Origin of the sequence: Micromonospora cynarisoli (assembly GCF_030518815.1) — a bacterium.
GTDB lineage: Bacteria > Actinomycetota > Actinomycetes > Mycobacteriales > Micromonosporaceae > Micromonospora > Micromonospora wenchangensis.
Window position 1 is genome coordinate 4,626,394 of the sequence record NZ_CP130426.1, and the last position, 16,950, is coordinate 4,643,343.

Consider the following 16,950-nt stretch of genomic DNA (forward strand, 5'->3'; position numbering starts at 1 on the left):
AGTACGAGACCGCCTGGCACAGCCGACAGACCGAACCAGTCGAACCACCTATCGCCACCCCTGCACCAGCCGGCAGCAGGTAACCACCGCTCCATCAAAGCGGGGGGAACTCAAGGCCAGCGCACGTCAGCCCGGGGTCGGGTAGTGCTGGCGCGTCCTTTCGAGCTGATGTCGTCAACGAATCAGAGGGCGGGTGGCAGGCGGGCGACTGGTGGCAGGCGGGTGGCCTGCCAATGGCCCGTCTCTGTTTCGGCATGACCCAGAACCACGGAAGCCCTGGCGGGACGTCTGTCCTGACCAGGGCTTCCGTGCGTGGAGCGGGTGACGGGAATCGAACCCGCACTGTCAGCTTGGGAATCGACGATGGGCAGCAGGTCGTGGGGCCGGCGGCCTGGTCGCGGTGGTCCCTGGTGGCCTGGGTTGACCCCGGCTGTCCTGCCCTAATGGCACGCTAATGGCACGGGCTACCCGTCCTCGAACGGCTCGTCATGCCACCGGAAGCCGGCCTCGTCGTCCTCGATGCTCAGCAGGAACTCGGCCACCAAGCGGCCGTCCGGCTGGGTCACGGTGAGGGCAGCCCAGATCTCGTCGTCGATCCGCATCATGGCCTCGTCGTCGTCCGCGTCGAGGGCGGCGCTCCGGGCAACGAAGAGCGGGCGTAGCAGCTCGAACCCCGGCAGCGCGCGGAACCGGCCGTACGTCAGGGGAAGTCGTGACTCTGCTCATCGATCTCGCCGACCAACTCGCCCCGGTGGTTCAGCCGCCACGCCCTGCCCACGTCCACGGCGACAGCGTAGGCGGACCCGGTGTGGTCGGATTCGGCGCGGCGCGGGGTGACCTGGGAGGGCCGAGGGCAAGCCGGCGAAGCCGGTGCGGCAGTCGATCGCCAGAAGCTCGACGGTGGCCAGTCACTCTGGCGATCGTCACGGCCTTAGTCCCGATCGTCGTACGGGTTCCACATGCTGCGGGCGCGGCAGCCCGTCGGCTGTCGGCGGCTTCCCGCCCCGGCGTCGCAGACGACCGGGGCGGCTTGCCGCCGGACGGGGCCACCGCGCCCGCACCGCGCGGCAGCGCGGTGCCTTGATCCAGAACAGAGGAAATCGGCAGTGCTAACCGCTAGGCGTCGCGGCTCAGCGGCATCGCGCGTTTCGCATAATGCCTGCATAATGCCCTATTGTTGTGGAGATCGGTGTCGCTGGTGGCGGATGAGTCCACCGCCCTTGCAGGTGCAGTCGGTCACGCTCAAGTGATGCTAGCTCGGCCTGGTTGTCGGGTTCTGGCAATAGGTCTTGGCGAACCATCCTTCTCATTGGTATCGTCGCCCGTCGGCTACCAGAGATCCTCGCTGACCGGCCGCCGACTGTCCATTGCGCAAGAGTCAATGTCTGCCGATACTATCGGCGAAACGTTGACGAGGAGCGACCGGTGGCCCACAAGTATCAGTATTTGCGTCCATCGCAGGTCATTCTTGACCGGGAGAACCCCAGGCTGCCGGACGGCACAAGCAGCGATCGGGAGGCGATCAACCTCCTCCTCGAAGACGACGCAGAAGATCTGGTCGCCTTGGCGCGAGACATGGCTCGGTCCGGGCAAACAAATCCTGCCGAACTCCCAATTGCAATTAAGAGTGGTTCGAAGTATTTGGTTTTGGAAGGGAATCGGCGTTTCGCCGCGCTTAAGCTAATGTCCGATCCCGATTTGGCTGATGACGAAGCACATCAGAAATCGTTTCGGCGTGCGGTGGCGTTGGGCAGCCCCCCCAAAAGCGTTTTCACTCTAGTTGCTTCCAGTCGCGAGGAAGCGGACTACTGGATTGTACTAAGGCACACCGGCGAGAATAATGGCCGAGGTGTGAAGCGCTGGAGTGCTGGCCAGTCTGCGACCCATCGCAGGCGGAACAACAAGTCGGTCGACTCTGGGACGGCTCGTGCGATGGCTATCGTGGACGAGTTGCGGGAGGCGTACGCAACGGATACTGAAATGATCGAAATGATCGGTCAAGCCAGCCGCGATAAGCTGACCAACATCGGTCGGTTCTTTTCGCCCGATGTGCTAGATCGGCTTCACTTTTCGATTCAGGCGGATGGCGGCGAAGGCTCGCATGGTCGGAGGCTTCTAGTGCATCATAGCCGCGACGCCTTGCGCCCTTTTCTTTGGTGGGCTTTTTCCTTCATCCTTGACAAGTCGGTCGATTCTTATAAGAATAAAGACATACGCGCAGCCGTTCTTAGGTCTGTCGGTGATCTTTTACCACGTGATTCTGACGCGTCACCTCATCCCTTCCGGCTTGCTGGTGTACTACCCGAAGGTGAGGACCGAGGTTCATCACTTGGACCTTCTTCCTCGGAAACCGAAGAGGGTATGGGTGGCGCGGGCGACGGTGCCGCAAGTCACAGTGGTCTAGGTGGGGGCGCATCCAATGGTGATGGCGCGTCCAGCGGGGGAAGCGAGAGTGGCGGGCACCAAAGCGTCAACTCACCCAGCACTGACCCTAGTCAGTCGGGTGGGCGGCCAAGGGGAAAGAGTGAGGCCAAGCCTGAGAAGTATCTACTTCAGGGACTGAAGCTACCCAATCATCCCTACCGGCTGCAGAAGTTGCTAAGGGAGTGTCGAACGCTCGATGTCGAGGAAGTTCCGGGCGTTGCATGTGTCATGATGCGAATACTTGTGGAGCTTTCGGTGTCCAGCTCTGGTGCTCTCGCATTGTCGGGGGCACAGGAACGCGACAGTCTCAAGAAGAAGATCATGGCGATGCTTCGCTTCTTGGATCCCCGGATCGAGGATTCCTTCAGAAGGGATAAGTCGCTAGAGCAGGCCTATCTAGATGTGTCCAGCCTTGGGATGGAGTATCTGAACGGGTTTGTACATAATCCGGATGTAAACCCAGATCCTCACCTGGCGCGCCGATTCAGCGCGGCTTTCCGTCCATTTCTAGAGCGCGTGGACGGTGCCTTGTGAAAACCGCCTTTATCTCTCCGCTCAGGTATCCGGGTGGGAAAGCTAAGCTAGGGCCCTTCTTTGCGAGAGTTCTTGCGAGTCAGCAGGAATCTCCCACGACCTACGCTGAGCCATATGCCGGTGGTGCCGGTGCCGGCCTCTTCCTTTTGTCTGAGGGCTACATCGACCGGCTTCTTATAAATGACCTGAATCCAGGGATAGCGGCGTTCTGGCGTGCGGTCCTTGGGCGGACAGACGAGTTTGTCCACCGGATTATGAATGAAGAGGTGAGCCTCGACTCCTGGCATCTACATCGGGCTACTTATTTGGACCCGATCGGAAGGGATGATTTGGAGCTCGGATTCTCGACCTTTTTCTTGAATCGCTGCAATAGGTCGGGGATTCTTACAGCTCGACCTATTGGCGGCCTATCTCAGGCCGGGAATTGGAAGATAGACGCGCGGTTTAATCGGAACGGTCTGGTTTCGCGAGTTCGCCATATACAAAAATTAGCCAAAAAAATAACCGTTACACAGAAGTCGGCGCTCGACTTTATCTCGACTGTCTCTCGCCGCACTCGGCCAGCGCTGCTATACGTCGATCCGCCCTACCTCGTCAAGGGTGAGGAGCTTTATATGAGTGCTCACTCATGGGAGGATCATGAAAAGCTGGCAGTAGCGCTTGCACGAATTCGACACCCCTGGATCTTGACGTACGACGTGGACGAGCGGGTACGCAATCTTTATCCCATGCACAGGTGCCTTCGCTATAGCATCTCACACACCGCCCAAACCCAAAAAGTTGGTCGGGAGTTCATGCTGTTTAGCGAGAACCTAAAGGTAGAAGACTTGGTCGTGTCCTCAAATCGAGAAGGTGCGTGGGTATCGTAAGGGCAGGAGTCCTGCAGGTCGCAGGGCTCCTAGGTGTCACTGAGCTTACTGTTCGGCGGTTGATAGCTTGTGGGTCTTGCCTAAATCCTATGACTCCATGATGCCCTTTGATATCTACTCAGGCATCGCAAGTCGATAGGATCGGATAACTTCCTCCGTTTGGCCGGCTCGCCGTTTGATGCGCTCGCATTCAATCAACGCGGTACCGATCTCAACGGAGAAAGCGGCCGCGAGCGAAGCATCCGCGCGGATTTGCCGATGCATATCACTCGCCTCACGCTCGACGCTTTCGGCCGTTCTGGCGAACGTTCCTCTTCCGGGTGCTGTAGCCACTATTCCGTCTTTTCTCAGCACTGCGAGTGCTTGACGGACCGTGCCCCGGCTTGCCTTGAACTCGACCATGAGGTCACCCTCGGTCGGTAGGAGCGTTCCGATAGAAATTAGGCCGTCTTCAATTTGCCTTCTGAGTTCGTCGGCGATGGTGCGGTAGCGGGGTTGGCCGTAGCGCGGGGTGGGCACCTGTTCACGGTACTTGGCACTTGTTGTACCAAGTGCCAAGCAAGCGACGTGTTTCGACATCTAGACAACTCGTCCACTTGTAGATACGTTTCCTGGTGTGCGGCTGGGGTGACGGCTCGTGTCAGGGGTGGTCGCGGTGTCGGCCCTGGTCGCACCTATGCGCGGCGTCCTGTGGGACCGGTTGCGGTAGCCGCGTAGACAAGTTGGCTCGGCGATACCCGACCCGTCCGGCGTCGGACGGTGCGCCGTGCCTTCATCCGGGCCGGCGGTCGGCCACAACCAAGGTCGGCCGCCGGTTCCTCGTCTACTTGTGGAGGTGCGATGTCCGGCTCTCATCGTCGACGCGGTTGGTTGTCGTCCTGGTGGCCCCGCCGACGTACACCGAACCCGACCACCAGCGGCAACACGCCGTCGGCGTCGTCCGGCGGATCGGCTGGCCCTGCGCCCTGGTGGTCGGCCGGCGTGACGCGGGAACTTCCCGTGCTGCGGTATGCGCCGTTGATGACGGTGGCTCAGGCGCACCGAGGGCACGGCGGGCGGTGGACACGATGACCCGCCCGAGCAAGCCGGCCCCGGTCACGAGTCACCCGGACTGGTGTACGCCGGAGCGCTGCGGTTACCTGGTGCCGCCGGTGATGGCGCATATGGCCCGTCGTCATCGCGGCCACATGCTGCGGGTTGGTGAGAAGCGGGCGAGTGGGCTCGTCGTCACGTACCTGATCAGTGCGGAGACTGCGGGTGCTCCGCTGGTGTGCGTGCACGCGTCGTGTCGGGCGGGGAACGCCTGGGCGGAGTTGTCGCTGTCGGAGGCGGCCGAGCTGGTGGAGCAGTTGCGTGGGTTGCTGGCGCAGGCCGGCGGGCAGGGGGTCGGCGATGAGTGACGGCTTTCCGATGATGAACCGGCGGCTGCCGGCGTCGCCTCGGCCGGTGGTGTGTCCGCCGTGGTGTCGGGGTTGTGGGCCGAACGATCCGATGCACCGGGGGTACCTGGCCACGATCGGGCGGGAGGGGACCGGGTGGGTGAGTCTGCAACTGCTCATCGACCGGTTCACCCGCCGCGACCCGGCGATCAAGCTCGACGCGACCCACTTCGGCACCACGCAAACCGTGCTCCTGACGCTCAACCACGTCGACCGGCTCATCGAGGAACTGACCCACGCCCGACACGCCATGCAGGCACAAGCCGGGCGAAACGGGCGGACGGGAGAGATGCGGTGAACACCAACGGCCGGCGGGGTGCTGGGGCGCGTGGTCCTGGTGGGCGTCGTGGGCAGCCCCCGCGAGCAGGGGCGGTGGTGGTGCCGGCGGTGCCGGAGCGGCCGGCTGGGGGGACCACCTGGCAGACGTTGGAACGTCTAGGGGGTACGGTGACCGGTGTGCATGGCCGGGACTGGCGCCCTCGCTACCTGCAACTCGCGGAAGAGTTGCGGGCGAAGATCATGAGCGGGGAGCTTGCCCCCGGCACGCTGATGCCCAGCGAAACCGAGCTGGCCGAGTCGTCCGGGCTGTCCCGCACGAGCGTCCGTAATGCCATCCGGCAGCTCCGGGAATGGGGTCTGGTCCGGGCGGAGCAGGGGCGCGGCACCTACGTGCGGGCCCCCCGCCAGCGGGTACGCCGCCGCAACACCGAGCGGTACCAGTGGGAGAAGGACCGGGTCCTGCTCGACGAAGACGAACGGTTGAAGACCGGCGCGACCGAGCACGACACCGGCCTGACCGTCGATGATCTCAAGTTCCACGCCGAGTACACCCGCGTGGACGCCGATGAGGAGATGGCGGCGGCCTTGCAGGTCGAGCCGGGTGCGCCGCTGCTGCGGCGGGTCTACTGGACGTCGTCGCGGCACGAGAACGCGCCGCTGACCGTGTCGTACTCCTACCTGCCCTACGACCTGGTCGCCGCGAACCCGGACCTGCTCGACGCGAGCAAGGAACCCTGGCCCGGCGGCACGCAACACCAGCTCTACACCCTCGGCATCGAGCTGGACCGCATCGACGACGAGATCCGCGCCCGGCCCCCGTCGCCGGATGAGGCCGAACTGTTGGACATCGACCCGGGCGTCTCCGTGCTCACCGTGCGCAAGACCTCCGTGGACACCACCGGCCGGGTGGTCGAGGTGGCTGACGTGGTGATGCCGGGGGACCGGACCGAGCTTGTCTACTCCCACAAACTCCAGCGGTGGAAAACGTGACGCAGCTCGTCTCGGTCATTACCCCGGTCCACGCGCCCAGCATCGAGTACCTGGCTGGCGCGTACGCGTCGCTGGCCAAGCAGGAGATGCCGCCGGGGTGGGACTGGCAATGGCTCGTCCAGGAAGACGGACAGACCGGAGCCCTGGCCGACGTGCTGCCCGACGACCCCCGGATCAGCCTCGGCACCGGCCGACCTGGGGGGCCTGGTGTTGCCCGAACCCTTGCGTTGTCCCGTGTTGACGGGGAACTCATCAAGGTTCTGGATGCTGACGACCAGTTGACCCCCGGTGCGCTCGGGCGGGACATCGCCGCGTTCGACGCGCACCCACAGATCGGGTGGACCACCTCGCGGGTGCTCGACCTGCTGCCCGACGGGTCGACCGCCGGGTGGGACAAAGACCCGGCGGGCGGGGTCATCGACCGGGGCGCGGTCCTGGCCTTCTGGCAGGCCAACGACTACCGGGCATCCGTCCACCCCGCGACCCTGTGCCTACGCCGGGATCTCGTCTTCGCCCTCGGCGGCTGGATGGCCCTCCCCGCCTCCGAGGACACGGGCCTGCTGCTCGCAGCCAACGCCGTCACCGCCGGCTACTTCACCCGCGAATACGGCCTGCTGTACCGGAAGTGGCCTGGCCAGGTCACCAGCCAAGCCGCACACCGCGAACCCGCCGAATACCAAGCCCGCATGAGGATCATCGAGGCCAGAGCCAACGCCCTGACCTCGATGATCCCCAACGGCTTCGACGGCGAAGCTGAGGCTTAGCCCTCGTGCCCCGGGCGTCCCTAGGCATCAGCCTCCTCCAGCTCCCTCGCATAGATGTCTCGGCGATTCACGCTTTCAATGCGAATTGAATTCGCCTAACACCCGTCCTTGCCTCTCGCGGCGTAGTCCGCCGCAGCCACAATCATTCTCGTCGTCCGCGCGTCTTGCGGGCCATCGCCAACTCCTCGGTACGATCATCCTGGCATTTCATCGACCGACCCTGGGCGGAAGTCGTCTTCACGCCCCTCAGGAGGCGAAAGTCGTCCCCCGGAGAAAGAAAGGTCGGTGGAATGCCAAAGAGGGATTGCCAGGTCTGCGGTTGTCGCAGTGTTGGCAGGCACCGGAAGTCCGACAGGGTGTGTCTTGGCAGCCTACTAGAGCTCATGGCTCTCGTCTTCAGGCTGCTGGTGCCGCTCGCGGTCGGGCTAGGTGCAGTCCTTAAGCAAGATGAGCCCGCCTAATAAGACGGGCTCACCCAGCGGGGTAGCCCTCGCCTCTCGCGACCACGGGTGGGCGGGGGCTTCCTCCATGCCGACCGAGCTCGGACGGCAGTCCGGTTGATGCCTTGCAGGGCTGGTGATGGCCGCTCGCTAAACGTTGAGCGCACCTAACGTTCCTAACCTTACCTTCGGCTCTTGCTCCAAGTTACACACCGCCATAGTGGATGGACTGCCATACGCGCCGTTCTGGCAGTTATTAATCGCTCACGTATGAGGTGTAGGTGTGCAGCTCGCCGTCATGTGTGACTCGCCCAGCCGGGTGGCAGGCAGTCGAGGCGCGGGCGGGCCTGAGGGGCAACAGTAGACAGAGGTCAGTCAGGGTCGCCTCCATCAAGCTCGGTCAGGCCAGTCCTGCTCATCAGCAGAGCCAGGCCGTCTAGGGCCTCGCCGACTCTCACGGCCCACTTGTTGACTTGTCTGCCAAGTTGGGTCTACCTTGGAGTCTCTACTTGGCAGACATGCCAACAACTTGGAGGTTGAGCGATGGCTCTGCGTGGCGGTACGAGGTTCGCCGTGCGTTGTGAGGACGTCTTCCCGGCGGGGTGCGCCCTGGTCCCCGAGTCCTTGGGTGAGGTCGAGGACTACGACGAGAAGACCGGGCGGCGTAGCCCGGCGAAGGACAAGCTGACCGGCCAGCGGGTGTGGCAGGTGCGGGTGATGGACCTGGACCCGGAGCTGGGCAAGCGTTCCCGGGAGACGACGGTCAAGATTTCCGCCGACTACCAGCCGGTGCCGCCGACGGGTGCGCCGTTCGAGGCGGTGGAGTTCGAGGGCATGACGGTCACGCCGTACGTGACCAACAACAACCGGATGGCGTACTCGCTGCGGGCGACCGGGATGCGTGCTCCGGCGGGTGTGGCGAAGAAGGCGGCGGCGTAGCCGCTGAAGGTTGGGGGCGGGGCTGTCTGGTCTTGGCGGACGGCAGCCCCGCCCCCTTGGTGTCTCTTTCCCCTGCTCTGTCGAGAGAGGTAGTGACGTGTCCAAGCGTAGGCGTTCGGCTGCCCCGGCTTCGCCTCGGTGCGAGGTGTGTCAGTCCCGGTTCGACCCGGCCACCGGTGCCGACGGTCGGTGTGCCGGCTGTGTCGGGCAGCTCGTTCTTCCGTTTCCTCCGGTCCGGGACGCGTCGGGCCGGTTCGTGTCCCTGCGGGGTGGGCGATGATGCGCCGGCCTCGTGGCGGGGTGGTGATGGTGACCGCCGGGGATCTGATGGTGGTCCGGCCGAAGCGGTTCGTCCTGCCGATGTGGCTGGTCGTGCTCGGCCTGGTGCTGCGCTGGGCTGCCCGGTTCTGCTGGTGGTGCCTGCGTCACCCGATCACCGTGGGCCTGGCCGTGACCGCCGTCGTCCTCTACGCCGAGCACGGCTGGCCGGGCCTGGTGGTGCCGCTGGTGCTGGCGTCGGCGGTGTCGGCGCTGTGGCGGTGGCGCGATGAGACGTCCTGGTGGCGGTGGTGCGCCGGGCCGTTGCTCGGCCGGTTCCGTCTCAGGTCGTCGTCTACCGGCGGGCCTGGCCCGAGGCGATGACCCTGTGCGACCTGGCCGCAACCTACGACCACCTGCCGGTCCTGCCGCACTTGCTGCGGGTGCGCTCGGATCAGGCCCTGGACGTGCTCACCGTGCGCATGGTCCGGGGGCAGACCCCGGCCGACTTCCAACAGGTCACCGCGAACCTTGCGTACGCCTTCGGCCGGCGGCACGCCCGGGTCTACTCCGAGCGCCCCGACACCCCGCCCACCCGTACCGGCTACTGGGCGCTGCCGCTCGGCTGGGTGGACCGGCTGCGGTTCCGGGACCGACCCACGCTGGTGTACCTGGTCCTCGTCCGTACCGACGCGCTGCGGCCAGTGGTGCCGCCGTTCGACACCCCGGCCGTCCCCGACTTCACGGCGTTGCCGTTGGCGCGGCGGGAGGACCTGGGGACCTGGTCGCTGCACCTGCTCGCCACCCATGTGCTAATCGGTGGGGCCACCCGGTCCGGGAAGGGCTCGGTGCTGTGGTCGCTCGTGCGGTCGCTGGCCGGTGGCATCACGTCGGGCCTGGTGCGGCTGTGGGTGATCGACCCCAAGGGCGGGATGGAGTTCGCCATGGGCCGGCCGCTGTTCGCCCGGTTCGCCTGCAAGTCGTTCGAGGCCATGGCCGATCTCCTCGACGAGGCCGTAACCGTCATGCGGGAACGTCAAACCCGACTCGCCGGCACCGTGCGGGTGCACACGCCGACCGAGGCCGACCCCCTGGTCGTGGTCGTCATCGACGAGATGGCCGCACTGACCGCGTACCTGCAAGACGTCGACCTGCGCAAGCGCATCGCGTCATCGCTGGGGCTGCTGCTGTCCCAGGGTGCCGGGGTCGGGGTGCTGGTGGTGGCCGCGTTGCAGGACCCGCGCAAGGAGGTGCTGCCGTTCCGGGACCTGTTCCCGACCCGCATCGCCCTCGGCCTCACCGAAGCCGCTCAGGTTGATCTCGTGTTGGGTGACGGTGCCCGCAACCGGGGTGCCCTCGCCGACCAGATGCCCCGCTGGGCCAAAGGCGTCGGGTACGTGATCCTGGACGGCACCCCGGAACCGATGCGGGTCCGGTTCTCCTACGTCAGCGACGACGACATCCGCGACCTGGCCCAGCGGTATCCGGCTCCGGCCGACGCGGCGGACATCCTCGCCCAGGTCGGCCGCGAGTCCACCCCGGAACCGGCCCGGCCGGCGCTGCCCCGGCCCCGACGCGGGCCACTGCTGCCCGACGCGCTGCGCACCATCCTCGACGCCGACCAGGGTGAACCCCGATGACCGGCCCGACCGACGGCCGGCGCTTCTACCGGCTGCGTACCCCCGAACCGGTCACCGCCGTATCCGTCCGCGTCGACCCCGACCGACCCGACCCGTACCCCGTCCATCTCGCGGTCGGTGCCGGCCGGCGGCGAATGTCCCTGACCCCCAATGAGGCATGGGCGCTGTGGCGCTGCCTCTCCGAAGCCGTCGCCACCCTCGGCACCCCACCCGACTACATCCGCACCGACATCCGACCGGCCCGGAGGTAACCGCCATGACCACCCTCGCCCGCGTCATCAACCGGCTCCGGCGTCCACTGCGCATCCGGCTCGTCGGCCCTGCCGACCAGACCGCCGCCGCCCTGCACGGCCTCGCGCACATGGTCAACCGCCGCCCCGACATGGCCGACCGACGCATCCGCATCGACCTCACCATCCGCAACAAGCCGATGCAGGAGTGGCGATGACCGCACGCACCGAATCCGCCGTACGCCTGGTGATCCTGCTCGCCATCGGCACCATGGCCGGCGCTGCCGCCTTTACCCACGTCCACGACCTGTCCGTCGCCCACGGTCAACCCGATTGGATCGGCTGGGCCAACGCCGTAGCCGTCGAGCTGATGGCGATCTACCTCGGCCTGGAACTGCGTGCCCGCCGTCGCACCGGTCGGCCCGTCGGCCTGGTCGGCTCACTCCTGGTCGCGTTCGCCCTGCTGTCCCTCGCGGCCCAGGTCGCCGAAGCCGAACCCTCGGTGTGGGGCTGGACCGTGGCGGCCGTGCCGTCGCTGGCGTTCCTCGCCCTGGTCAAGGTCGTCCTGTCCAACGCCCCCGCCGTGCCGCCGGCTCCCGAACCGGACCAACCCCCGGGCGACTGGTACGAAGTGCCCGAGCAGGCCACCACCGAACCCGAACGCCCGGCTGACCCCGTGCCGCCGGCTGTCCCGGCACCGGCCGCCATCTCTGCCCCGGCAGCCGTGCTGCCTCCGCGTGTCGTCCCCTCGAACCGGCCGCACGTCGTCGGGATCATCCGATGACCGCCCCCACCCTGCCCGGCCTCGAACCCGCCGCCCCGACCCCGGCTGCGCCCCCTCGGCCGGGGTCGCGGGCGGCCCGCATGGCGCTACCCCGCTCGGTCGACGTCCTCAAGGAGATCGCCGCCGAGTACGGCGTCTGCGTGCGCCCCCTGGCGATGCGCCGTACCGATCTCGACACCGGCCTGACCGAGGTCATCGACCTGCCCTGTGGGGCCACCCGGGAAGACAAGTGCGCCCCGTGCGCCAAGAAGAACCGCCGACTGCGGCAGGCCCAGATCCGGGAGGGCTGGCACCGCGACGACGAGCCGTTGCCGCCACCGGAACCGGCGACCGAGGAACAGAAGGCGCTCATCCTGTTCCGCGCGCACCTGGAGTTCTCCCGCGACGAGGCCATCCGCGCCGCCGAGTGGGGGCAGGTCGAAGAACTCGACGAGGGCATCCGCGAGGTCGAGGAGGCCATCACGGCGGAGGGCCTGCGCGGGCGGGTCGGGCCACCCCACGCGGGCGTCAACGAGGACTCCGACGACGACACCAGCCGGCGACGCAAGCGTTCCACCCGGCGGCGGCAGGACGCCCCGGAGCTGCCCCGGCGCAAGGTCGAGCGGCGCACGGTTGGCAGGACGTACATCGCTGCGGACGGCACCACCTACCGGCCGTCGATGTGGCTGACCCTCACCCTCGACTCCTACGGCCCGGTCCGCCCCGACGGCACTCCGATCAACCCCGACCGCTACGACTACCGCCGCGCCGCCTGGGACGCCGTCCACTTCCCCCGCCTACTGGACCGGTTCTGGCAAAACCTGCGCCGCTGTGAGGGCTGGAACGTCCAGTACGCCGGCTGCGTCGAGCCACAACGCCGTCTCGCTCCGCACGCGCACTTCGCCATCCGGGGCACCATCCCCCGGGACACCCTGCGCACCGTCGCCGCCGCGACCTATCACCAGGTGTGGTGGCCGGCGGTCGACGTCCAGCACTACACCGCCGACCGACCCCCAGTGTGGGACGAGCAGGCGGCGGCGTGGGTCGACCCGGACACCCGCCACCCGCTGACCACCTGGACGGAAGCACTCGACGCCATCGACGACGACCCGGAAGCAGAACCGGTGCACGTCGTCCGCTTCGGTACCCAGGTCGACGCACGGGGCGTCATGCCCGGCACCACCGACGCCGAACGGACCATCCGGTACGTCACGAAGTACATCACCAAACACACCGGCGACGTCCACAAGGCAACCACCGACCGGCAACGCAAACACCTCGACCGGCTCTGGCGGGAGCTGCGCGTCACTCCCTGCACCGACCGGTGCGCGAACTGGCTGCTCTACGGCGTCCAACCAAAGAAGGCGAACGCCAAGCTCAAGCCGGGCCGCTGCAAGGGCAAGGTCCACCAGCGGGACACCCTCGGCATCGGCGGCCGACGCATCCTCATCTCCCGCGACTGGTCCGGCAAGACGCTCAGCGACCACAAGCACGACGTCCGGGCCTGGGTGCGGGCATTGCTCGGTACCACCACCGACAACGGCGCGGCCGACAACACCCGGCAGCTCGTCGACGACCAGGGCGACACCGTCGAACGGGTCCGACACGCCTGGGAACTCGCCCGACCCGACGACCCGGACGTGGGGCCGCTGTCCCACCGGCTCATGCGCTCGATCAGCGAACGCGCCCGCTGGCGGTCCGAACTACTCGCCGCAAAGGACCGGGCCGCCCAGGGGCCGGCAGACCTTTCGGCAACTCAGCACAACGCACGGCACGACGGGGAGGAAGGCGACAGTGGACGAGGTTTTGACCATCGAGCAGGCCGCGGCCCGGATCAACATGAGTGAGCGGTACGTCCGCCGGCTGGTCGCCGAACGGCGCATCCCGTTCCACAAGCTCGGCCGTAGCGTCCGGATCAAGGCCGTCGACCTGGCCGCGCACGTCGAGTCCGGGCGGGTGGAGCCGCTGACCGCCTCGGGTGTGTGGCGCGACCTTCAGCGGGTGGCGTGATGGCGAACAAGGAAGGTCACCGCCGGTTCGGCAGCGTCCGCAAGCTGCCATCGGGGCGCTATCAGGCCCGGTACCCCGGCCCGGATGGGCAGATGCGCAACGCGCCGGAGACGTTCGCCCGGAAGTCCGACGCGGACCGGTACCTCACGCTGGTCGAGGCGCAGATTGCCCGGCACGAGTGGACCGACCCGACCCGGGCCAAGATCAAGCTTGCCGACTACGCGCGGCGTTGGATCGACCAGCGGCCGAACCTGCGACCCCGGACCGTGCACCTGTATGGGTGGCTGCTCGACAAGCACATCGTGCCGTACCTCGGTGGGGTGGAGCTGGGTCGGCTGGACACCCCGATGGTCCGCGACTGGCGGGCGGATCTGCTCGGCAACGGCGTCTCGGTGAGCATGGCGGCCAAGGCGTACCGGCTGCTGCGGGCGGTGCTGATGACGGCGGTGAAGGAAGACATGATCCTGCCCCGGAACCCGTGCCGCATCCCAGGTGCCGACCAGGAAAAGCCGGCGGAACGGCCGGTGCTCACCCTCGCCCAGGTCTTCAAGCTGGCCGACATCGTGCCGCCCCGGTACCGCGCCCTGGTCCTCGTCACCACCTTCGGTTGCCTGCGCTGGGGTGAGGTCGCCGCGCTGCAACGGCAGGACGTCGACGCGGTGGCCGGCACCATCCGGGTACGGCAGGCGTACACCGAACAGCGCGGGGTCGGCCTGGTGCTCGGTCCGCCGAAGTCTCGGGCGGGCCGGCGCACGATCACCCTGCCCCCGGCGGTCGTCGCGGTCGTCCGTGACCACCTGGCCGCCGAAGTCGACGACAACCCGGAAGCTCTCGTGTTCACCACCGAGAGTGGGCGCCCGATCTGGCGGGGCAACCTGAACAAGCTCATCGACTGGAAGGCGAACGTCTCCCGGATCGGGCAGCCCAACCTGCACTTCCACGACCTGCGGCACACCGGCAACACCCTCGCCGCCCAGACCGGGGCCAGCACCAGGGACCTGATGGCCCGGATGGGCCACGACTCGCCGCAGGCGGCGCTGATCTACCAGCACGCCACGGCGGAAGCCGACCGGGCCATCGCCCAGGCGCTGCACGAGGCGGTGCGGGCGGACCGGAAGAAGGCCAAGAGGGCGACCGGCGGCAACGACAAGAGCGGGAAGAAGGCCGGCGGGAAGAAGGGCGGGAAGCGGCCGACCGACCGGGACGAGGCCGGCGGCAGGCGGGCTTAATGGCACGCCAATGGCACGGCGCATGATCGTTGACCTTGGAACATCGAAGGCCCTGACTCGGATTCGCATCCTGGTCAGGGCCTTCGTAGTGGAGCGGGTGACGGGAATCGAACCCGCACTGTCAGCTTGGGAAGCTGATGTTCTGCCATTGAACTACACCCGCAAGCGGGACCACTGTACCTGAGGTGACCATGCCCGCGCACCCGGGCACCCCCGCGCGCCGCCGACAACCAATCGTGCTTATGCGTACACCTAGGGTGAAAACAAAACGGTCAGATGTTTCACAGAAGCAGCTTGGGGACGTTCTCAAACGTGTCGATCAGTTGTAACGTCACCCCCACGTTCACGACCTCGGCGCGACATACCCCCTGTCGTGCCGCCAGAAAGAGGTGGGCCCATGGGACTGCGTCCCAACCTGCTGACCCGGCGTGCCGCCGGTGTCGCGTCGACGACCTTCGCGCTGCTGTTGAGCACCGCTGCGGTGGGCGTCGTACCCGCTGCTTCCGCCTACTCCGCGGCCCCCGACAACGCCTCCTGCGCGGAGCCGGCCGACGCCCACGCGGACGTCCACTCCGACGCCCGGGTCCGTGGCGGCAGCAAGGCCGCCCACAAGCGGCACGACCCGAACGAGCTGACCGCCAAGCAGGTCCAGGAGCGGGAGGCGGACTTCGCCGTCGCCCTGCGCAACAGCGCCCTGCGGTCGAAGTCCAGCATCCGCACCGGTTCGACCGAGGGCAGGACCGTGGCGCTGGCCCCGATCAGCATCCCGGTCGTCGTGCACGTGATCCAGCGGGACAGCACCCGGGCCGGGGGCAACATCCCCGACTCGATGATCACCTCACAGATCAACGTGCTCAACCAGGCGTACAGCGGTGCCACCGGCGGGGCCGCCACCGGCTTCACCTTCCAGCTCCAGAGCATCAACCGGGTCACCAAAGCGTCGTGGTACCCGATCGTGCAGGGTTCCTCGGCCGAGCGGGAGATGAAGACCTCGCTACGCACCGGCGGCAAGAACACCCTCAACATGTACCTGGGTGAGCTGAGCGACGACCTGCTCGGCTGGGCGACCTTCCCGAAGCGCACCCTGGACGTGATGGACGGCGTCGTGGTGCTCGGCGAGTCGCTGCCGAACGGCACCGCCACCAACTACAACCTGGGCGACACGGGCACCCACGAGGTCGGCCACTGGCTGAACCTCTACCACACCTTCCAGGGCGGCTGCTCGGGCTCGGGCGACGGCGTCTCGGACACCCCGGCCGAGCGTGAGCCGGCCTACCAGTGCCCGACCGGCCGGGACACCTGCACCGCGACCGGCAAGGACCCGATCACCAACTTCATGGACTACACCTACGACTCGTGCATGTACCAGTTCACCCCTGGTCAGGCGAGCCGCATGGTGAACGCCTGGAACGCGTACCGCGCGGCCTGACCGGCGGCACGGCACAGCGTCGGGTGCCGGCTCCGTCCCTTCGGGGACGGGGCCGGCACCGTCGTTTCCGGGGTCAGGCGGCGGTGCGGCGGGTGTCGAACCCGTGCCGCCCGCGCCGGGACGGTCGCTGGTCGGGCAGGCCGGCGACACCGTGCCGACCGGGGACCGGGTCGAGCCAGACCTGCACGGCGGGACGCCCGGCGTCGCCGCCGAGCACGCCGCCGTGGTCGCGGCGGGTGAGCATGGCGACGTCGACACTGAACTCGAAGAGCCGCCAGTCGACCTGCGGCGCGGCCCGGCCGATCTCGGCCACCAGCGCCACCCGGGCCGGATCGGTCACCGGCTCGGCGCGACCGGCGACGTACGCCTCGTCGTCGCTCTCCTCCGGCGGGAACGAGTGGAGCGCGTAGCGGCCGTCGCGTTCGAGGTCACGCCGCTTGGGCGAGTCGACCACGAAGCAGAACAGCCCGCCGTCGGTGACCAGCGGGCAGACCGGGTGCACCCGGGGACCGCCGTCGGCGCGGACGGTGGCCAGGTAGCCGAAACCCGGCCCGTACTGCTGGAGGAGAAGGCGGATCCCGTCGGCGAGTCGGGGCTCGTCGGCGGCGAATGCAGACCAGGATGCCATGTGGTGATCCTATCGAACAGGCGTTCGAAAATCAGTCCGACACGCAGGTCGAACGGCCCGACGTACGCCTCGGAGCAGGCGACGA

19 protein-coding genes and 1 tRNA gene are annotated in these 16,950 nt (G+C 67.1%); 16 read left to right on the plus strand and 4 right to left on the minus strand.

Going from position 1 to position 16,950, the window contains the following annotated elements:
- Positions 1–464: 464 nt before the first annotated feature.
- Positions 465–605 (minus strand): hypothetical protein, encoded by a 141-nt coding sequence (locus Q2K16_RS19920; protein ID WP_302739253.1) that lies wholly within the window; start codon positions 603–605, stop codon positions 465–467.
- An 820-nt stretch (positions 606–1,425) separates the two neighbouring features.
- Between Q2K16_RS19920 and Q2K16_RS19925 the strand changes: the two genes are divergently transcribed.
- Positions 1,426–2,958 (plus strand): hypothetical protein, encoded by a 1,533-nt coding sequence (locus Q2K16_RS19925; RefSeq protein ID WP_302739254.1) that lies wholly within the window; start codon positions 1,426–1,428, stop codon positions 2,956–2,958.
- Positions 2,955–3,827 carry a DNA adenine methylase gene (locus tag Q2K16_RS33060; protein ID WP_368052492.1) on the plus strand — a complete coding sequence of 291 codons (873 nt, stop codon included), beginning with the start codon at positions 2,955–2,957 and terminating at the stop codon, positions 3,825–3,827. Before Q2K16_RS19925 ends, Q2K16_RS33060 begins: the two co-directional genes overlap by 4 nt.
- 114 nt (positions 3,828–3,941) lie before the next feature.
- Here the strand turns inward: Q2K16_RS33060 and Q2K16_RS19935 are convergent, their stop codons facing one another.
- Positions 3,942–4,346 carry a GntR family transcriptional regulator gene (locus tag Q2K16_RS19935; RefSeq protein ID WP_302739256.1) on the minus strand — a complete coding sequence of 135 codons (405 nt, stop codon included), beginning with the start codon at positions 4,344–4,346 and terminating at the stop codon, positions 3,942–3,944.
- A gap of 668 nt (positions 4,347–5,014) precedes the next feature.
- Between Q2K16_RS19935 and Q2K16_RS19940 the strand changes: the two genes are divergently transcribed.
- The 13 genes from Q2K16_RS19940 to Q2K16_RS20000 all read left to right on the plus strand — a co-directional run bounded on the left by Q2K16_RS19940 (position 5,015) and on the right by Q2K16_RS20000 (position 14,808).
- Positions 5,015–5,227, plus strand: coding sequence for a hypothetical protein (locus Q2K16_RS19940; RefSeq protein ID WP_302739258.1), 213 nt, complete (start codon positions 5,015–5,017; stop codon positions 5,225–5,227).
- 139 nt (positions 5,228–5,366) lie between these two features.
- Positions 5,367–5,564, plus strand: a complete 198-nt coding sequence (locus Q2K16_RS19945) for a precorrin-4 C11-methyltransferase (RefSeq protein ID WP_302739259.1) — start codon at positions 5,367–5,369, stop codon at positions 5,562–5,564.
- Positions 5,565–5,713: 149 nt separating this feature from the next.
- Positions 5,714–6,535, plus strand: coding sequence for a GntR family transcriptional regulator (locus Q2K16_RS19950; RefSeq protein ID WP_281895306.1), 822 nt, complete (start codon positions 5,714–5,716; stop codon positions 6,533–6,535).
- The gene (locus tag Q2K16_RS19955) at positions 6,523–7,299 is read left to right on the plus strand and encodes a glycosyltransferase family 2 protein (protein ID WP_302739261.1); all 777 of its coding nucleotides are present in this window, start codon (positions 6,523–6,525) and stop codon (positions 7,297–7,299) included. The genes Q2K16_RS19950 and Q2K16_RS19955 overlap by 13 nt, the downstream gene beginning before the upstream one ends.
- A 983-nt stretch (positions 7,300–8,282) precedes the next feature.
- Positions 8,283–8,678, plus strand: a complete 396-nt coding sequence (locus Q2K16_RS19960; RefSeq protein ID WP_104113758.1) for a transcriptional regulator — start codon at positions 8,283–8,285, stop codon at positions 8,676–8,678.
- Positions 8,679–8,954: 276 nt separating this feature from the next.
- Positions 8,955–9,320: a hypothetical protein gene (locus Q2K16_RS33265; RefSeq protein ID WP_302739262.1), complete on the plus strand. Its 366-nt coding sequence runs from the start codon at positions 8,955–8,957 to the stop codon at positions 9,318–9,320.
- Positions 9,317–10,576 (plus strand): FtsK/SpoIIIE domain-containing protein, encoded by a 1,260-nt coding sequence (locus Q2K16_RS19970; protein WP_302739264.1) that lies wholly within the window; start codon positions 9,317–9,319, stop codon positions 10,574–10,576. Before Q2K16_RS33265 ends, Q2K16_RS19970 begins: the two co-directional genes overlap by 4 nt.
- Positions 10,573–10,827: a hypothetical protein gene (locus Q2K16_RS19975; protein WP_302739266.1), complete on the plus strand. Its 255-nt coding sequence runs from the start codon at positions 10,573–10,575 to the stop codon at positions 10,825–10,827. The genes Q2K16_RS19970 and Q2K16_RS19975 overlap by 4 nt, the downstream gene beginning before the upstream one ends.
- A gap of 5 nt (positions 10,828–10,832) precedes the next feature.
- The gene (locus Q2K16_RS19980; protein WP_302739267.1) at positions 10,833–11,024 is read left to right on the plus strand and encodes a hypothetical protein; all 192 of its coding nucleotides are present in this window, start codon (positions 10,833–10,835) and stop codon (positions 11,022–11,024) included.
- Complete coding sequence (locus Q2K16_RS19985; protein WP_302739268.1) at positions 11,021–11,590, plus strand: DUF2637 domain-containing protein; 570 nt, start codon at positions 11,021–11,023, stop codon at positions 11,588–11,590. Before Q2K16_RS19980 ends, Q2K16_RS19985 begins: the two co-directional genes overlap by 4 nt.
- Positions 11,587–13,416, plus strand: coding sequence for a replication initiator (locus Q2K16_RS19990; RefSeq protein ID WP_302739269.1), 1,830 nt, complete (start codon positions 11,587–11,589; stop codon positions 13,414–13,416). The genes Q2K16_RS19985 and Q2K16_RS19990 overlap by 4 nt, the downstream gene beginning before the upstream one ends.
- Positions 13,409–13,579 carry a helix-turn-helix domain-containing protein gene (locus tag Q2K16_RS19995; RefSeq protein WP_241773897.1) on the plus strand — a complete coding sequence of 57 codons (171 nt, stop codon included), beginning with the start codon at positions 13,409–13,411 and terminating at the stop codon, positions 13,577–13,579. Before Q2K16_RS19990 ends, Q2K16_RS19995 begins: the two co-directional genes overlap by 8 nt.
- Positions 13,579–14,808 (plus strand): tyrosine-type recombinase/integrase, encoded by a 1,230-nt coding sequence (locus Q2K16_RS20000; protein WP_302739270.1) that lies wholly within the window; start codon positions 13,579–13,581, stop codon positions 14,806–14,808. Before Q2K16_RS19995 ends, Q2K16_RS20000 begins: the two co-directional genes overlap by 1 nt.
- Before the next feature lie 89 nt (positions 14,809–14,897).
- Here Q2K16_RS20000 and Q2K16_RS20005 read toward each other — a convergent pair.
- A tRNA-Gly gene (locus Q2K16_RS20005) sits at positions 14,898–14,971 on the minus strand.
- A gap of 234 nt (positions 14,972–15,205) precedes the next feature.
- Between Q2K16_RS20005 and Q2K16_RS20010 the strand changes: the two genes are divergently transcribed.
- Complete coding sequence (locus Q2K16_RS20010; RefSeq protein WP_302739271.1) at positions 15,206–16,237, plus strand: zinc metalloprotease; 1,032 nt, start codon at positions 15,206–15,208, stop codon at positions 16,235–16,237.
- A 73-nt stretch (positions 16,238–16,310) separates the two neighbouring features.
- On the opposite strand, the gene Q2K16_RS20015 is transcribed toward Q2K16_RS20010, so the two are convergent.
- Entirely contained in the window at positions 16,311–16,865 is a 555-nt protein-coding gene (locus tag Q2K16_RS20015) for a pyridoxamine 5'-phosphate oxidase family protein (protein ID WP_302739272.1), read from the minus strand.
- Positions 16,866–16,950 lie beyond the last annotated feature (85 nt).